The organism is Schlesneria sp., assembly GCF_036405755.1.
Taxonomy (GTDB): Bacteria; Planctomycetota; Planctomycetia; order Planctomycetales; family Planctomycetaceae; genus Schlesneria; species Schlesneria sphaerica.
Map to the genome: position 1 here is coordinate 1 of NZ_DASWWZ010000254.1, position 4,283 is coordinate 4,283.

The window sequence follows — 4,283 nt, forward strand, 5'->3', positions numbered from 1 at the left end:
GGCAGCGTCGCCGCGTAATAGACTGTGCTTTCCTCACCGGTGGCGGCGTTGTTGTCGGCCCCCAGTTCGTCGAAGATCCGGTTCACGTCTTCGGCCGAGAAACGCTCGGTCCCCTTGAATGCCATGTGCTCTAGAAAATGGCTGACGCCCGAGACTTCAGGAGTTTCATCGCGAGCTCCTGCCTTGACGTAGAAACCAAATGCCACACTGTGAACTGCGGAATTCGTCTCGGCCACAACCTCCAGGCCGTTGTCGAGCGTCAGATGATGAAAAGCCATGCAAACTTTCTGTTCTTGGAACGGGGGTAAAAATCAAGGTTTAACCAAGTTTGCTCAAGGTTTCCAGCAACGAAGCCTGCCCACGACGCTGGAAACCAACCCCATCCGGTCTCCCTGCATCTATCCTGCGTCCCTTCATGTGGTCTCCCGGAATCCTGCAACAGCGAAACGGAATTGAGGGCAGCATCCTGTGGAAACGCAGGCGTGACACGCGACGGCTCGCATCCTGATTTGACGACTACCTGATTCGACGACTGGGGGGAGTGAAGCTCTGATGGCCAACGGCCTCACACGATCTCACCGGGCACATCATTCTTTCAGGTAGACAGCCTCGCAGAACTTTCCCAGGTCATCACCAAACGTCTTCGCCGTGACACCGTCCCGCAGATGAGCGTTGTTCACAAACAGGGCAAAAATCAAGTTCTTTCCCTTCGCCGTTGTCATGTAGCCGGCCAGCGCCTTGCTGGTCATCAGGGTGGTTCCGTTCATCGTGTTGCCGGTATAGAGAGTCCCGGTCTTGGCCTGAACTTTGTCTCGCACGGCACTGTCGGGGGGGATGTTTCTTGCGAGTGTCCCGTCCACTCCCAACCGGGGAAGTGCGGCTTGATAGATCGGAAAATCCGGACGCGTTGCCATGTAGCGAAGCAGTTGGACGGTCGCTCGAGGTGTCACGTAATCGCTACGCGTTCCCCCGGCCCCGCCTGCAAACGAAATTGTTTCGACTTCGACTCCAGCCTCTTTCAGGAAATCATGCTGGCGTCTGAGCCCCGCAGCGAGGGTCGTCTCGCCATGATTGGCCGCGACGAGTAAGGGTAGCGTACTGGCATGCAGGTTATGACTCACCTTCAATATCAACTTGATGGACTCGGAAAAGGGGAGAGACGTCAACTCAGCCACCTTGGGCAGAGTCTTGACCTCGTCAACTCGTGGCAATCGATCTTTGTGGGCTTCAGCCAGTGTGGGGGCGTCAACCTGTATACCCTTTCGCAACAGGGCCTCAATCAGCACCGTTCTCGCCAGCAATGCCGCATCAGCAACTTCGTGCACTCGCAATACAGGTTTATGCCCGGCCGGCACCTGGCCGGTAATCGAGAATCTGCCTGAGCCCAGATCCCGAATTTCGATCTCCGGAGACTGATCACTTTCGACAGTGAGGACTTTAGATTCGACCTGAAAAGCACTCGTTGCAGGTCGGACGACAAGTTCGGCAGGCAATCCCGGCTGAGTCGGCTTGAACTGAAAGTCGATCAGATTGTCATTGATCAGGATAGGCGTCACCTGACTGGGTCCACTTCCCGATGATTCCGCTTTTTCGAAAAGTCGGTCATCGATCAGGACATCACCCCGTACTCGCCGGATCCCTGATTTGGCGATCTGTTCCGCCAGTTCCTGAATCCCCGCCAACGGGTCGGGTGCCGTCAGTTCTGCATCGGGATTTCCGTTCGCATACGTGTGGTCCCCATCAGCGAAGGCGAGAGTCCCCTCCGGGGATGTTCGTCCACCGAAGCTGAGATCGCCCGAGGCGACGAGAATGAGATCCCCCTCCAGCACACCTTCGGGAGAGACGTCACCACGTCGGACGACCGGAGTTCGGAAGCGATACTCCGCACCGAATTCCTTCAGTGCGGTCGCGACACTGTAGAGCTTGGTGGTCGAAGCAGGAATGAACAGCTTGTCCGTGTTGTGCTCAAAGACAACCTGGCCCGTTTCCCGATCAACAAATAATGCTCCCCAGTGCGCGTGTTTGAATCGAGGTGACTGAGTGATCTTTTCCAGTCCCTGGATGAGCGTCTCTTGTGCGCCAAGTGAGTTTCCCCAGGCAAGACAAAACACGAATCCCAGCAGGAGTGCATTTCGGGTGACTCCAGACTTTCCATCACGCAGACTTCCGATCAACGACATGGAACAGGATCTCCAGTGAGGGGGGTATCCAGTAGATAGAATCCGGAAAATGATAATCGTGCACCGGCAGGAATTCATCCTGCACATTTTCTCGCATACGGCTGGCGGGAGCCATTTCGCGAAGTGCTAGCGTGCAGTCAGATCCCGTCCAATTCAATAAGGTAGGCCGCACTGCACTTCAGGATGCCCGCTCAACCGTCAGCGGCTTTGTGGAATCGAGCAGCATGGCACAGAAGCCGGACAGAACGAAGACACCACAACACATCAGAAAGACGTTGTTCCAGTCCCCCACGGTCGGGTTTTCACCCAGCACCATGTTGTAGACCAGCGGCGCAACGGCAGCACCAAGATTCCCCCACATGTTCCCCCAACCCAGGATCGATGCCGTATAGCGTCCGCCGACATCCTGAGCGTAGGCCCAGATGGCGGGGGAGCCGAAGTCGACCGACATGGAAGCGATACACAGACCAACGATGTACAGCCAGGGGAGCCACCAGTTTTCCGGAGTCGGTGCAAAGAGTGCACTGACAATCAGACACAGTCCGTAACCCCCTGCGGCAACGAAACGAGAAGCAACCAGCGGGATTCGGCGACCGCTCTTCAGTCCAAAAACATGAAAGGCCCAGTCAGTCGCACGTCCACCGGCGAATAGCCCCAGAATCCCCAGGCCGCTCGGAAATGCAGTCATCACGCCCTTCGTTACCAACGGGACGCTGTGGACATTGTCGAGGTACCGAGGGAGCGACGTCACGACGAAGAGCCAGCCGATATTCGTAAAGAACTGTGTCAGGCTGTTTCCCCACAAGCTCAGGCTGGTCAGGAATGCACGCCACGGAAATGTAGGATTACCTGGCTCCCTGCTTTTCGCCCAGCGAGTCGGTTCATCATTGATGACTTCGAGTTCGGCCTGATTGCACCAGGGATGACTCTCCGGGTGATTTCGAGCGACCACGAACAGCACCAGAGCGACACCGATTCCGATAAACCCGTAGAGAATGATGGTCGGCCGCCACCCCCGTCCCTGATATTTGCGAATCTCTTTAGGAAACAGAACTTCCAGAGCCGATCGGTTGAGCAGCGTCGATTCTGCTTCACTCAAATCGTTCTGCTGCTGACGCCGCACAAGCAGCCGTTGAGCATTCGCAGGCAATCGTACGGGAACAGCAGTAAAGTCGATCAGGTTCGCATCTGATACTCGAGCGGCAAAGGCATCGACCGCCTCCCGGAACTGACTTGGGATTTCCCGAATTTCCGGGACATCGTTCACACCGAATCGGGGTACCCAGTCGGCCAGCTCGAGTAACGGTGTTGGCTTCGCCTTTTGTTCCTGCTGTTTAAGTTGAGCCGCCGCCAGCGCCGCATGATCGAGCAGCTGGGATCGCTCTGTTTCAGGAAGTTGAGCCAGATAACCAGAAATGAACTTATCGCGGGGAGTCGCAGTATCGGGCGGGCCATCGAAACGCGCCAGCAGCGCGACAGGATCAAGAACGTCGGTCGGTGCAAGTTTCGAGGCGGATGAATCTCCGACGAAGTACAGGATCAGCCAGGCGGTCATGAGCGGGGCCAGCACAGCACCAAAGCGGCCTCCCAATCCCACCAGAGAACTCGCCATTCCCCGCTTGGAAATGGGATACCACTGTCGAATCAGACTGGCCGATGTCGGATAGGCACCCGCCTGAGCGGCACCGCAGAAAACGCGTAGCCACAGGACGACCCAGACGGCACTCGCAGCCCCCATCAACCCGGTAAAGATGGACCAGGCGATGATATAGAGGGTCATCATCGCGCGACCGCCCAGACGGTCACTCAGCCAGCCGGCGGGAACCTGACAAAGTGCGTAAGACCAGAAAAATGCGCTGATGAACCAGGACATCTGCGTTTGCGTCATCTGCAGATCTTCGCGGATGAACTCAGACGCGATATTGACCGCGAAACGGTCCAGATAAAGCAACACTGACATCAAAGTCAAAACCGTCAGGATTGCATGCCGCACAATCGTGGGGGATTCTGAATCCTGCGGGGGTGTCACGGTCGCTTCATCTGTCATGCGAATCTCCGTTACCGGTCGTCATTACGCGGGTCATCGAGTTCGGCGAGAATTTG

Annotated in this window: 3 protein-coding genes; all 3 read right to left on the reverse strand. The window is 56.5% G+C overall.

Features of this window, described 5'->3' with window-relative positions; all coding sequences use genetic code 11:
- The coding region (locus VGE80_RS08965) for a M16 family metallopeptidase (RefSeq protein ID WP_440592413.1) at window positions 1-278 on the reverse strand (278 nt) is incomplete at its 3' end.
- Window positions 279-587: 309 nt separating this feature from the next.
- Complete coding sequence (dacB, locus tag VGE80_RS08970; RefSeq protein WP_440592414.1) at window positions 588-2,180, reverse strand: D-alanyl-D-alanine carboxypeptidase/D-alanyl-D-alanine endopeptidase; 1,593 nt, start codon at window positions 2,178-2,180, stop codon at window positions 588-590.
- A gap of 178 nt (window positions 2,181-2,358) precedes the next feature.
- Window positions 2,359-4,227 (reverse strand): MFS transporter, encoded by a 1,869-nt coding sequence (locus tag VGE80_RS08975; protein WP_440592415.1) that lies wholly within the window; start codon window positions 4,225-4,227, stop codon window positions 2,359-2,361.
- Window positions 4,228-4,283 lie beyond the last annotated feature (56 nt).

Bases quoted from the DNA above. Each gene is read 5' to 3' on its own strand.
- dacB (WP_440592414.1), bottom strand. From the start codon at position 2,180: ATGTCGTTGATCGGAAGTCTGCGTGATGGAAAGTCTGGAGTCACCCGA.
- VGE80_RS08975 (WP_440592415.1), bottom strand. From the start codon at position 4,227: ATGACAGATGAAGCGACCGTGACACCCCCGCAGGATTCAGAATCCCCC.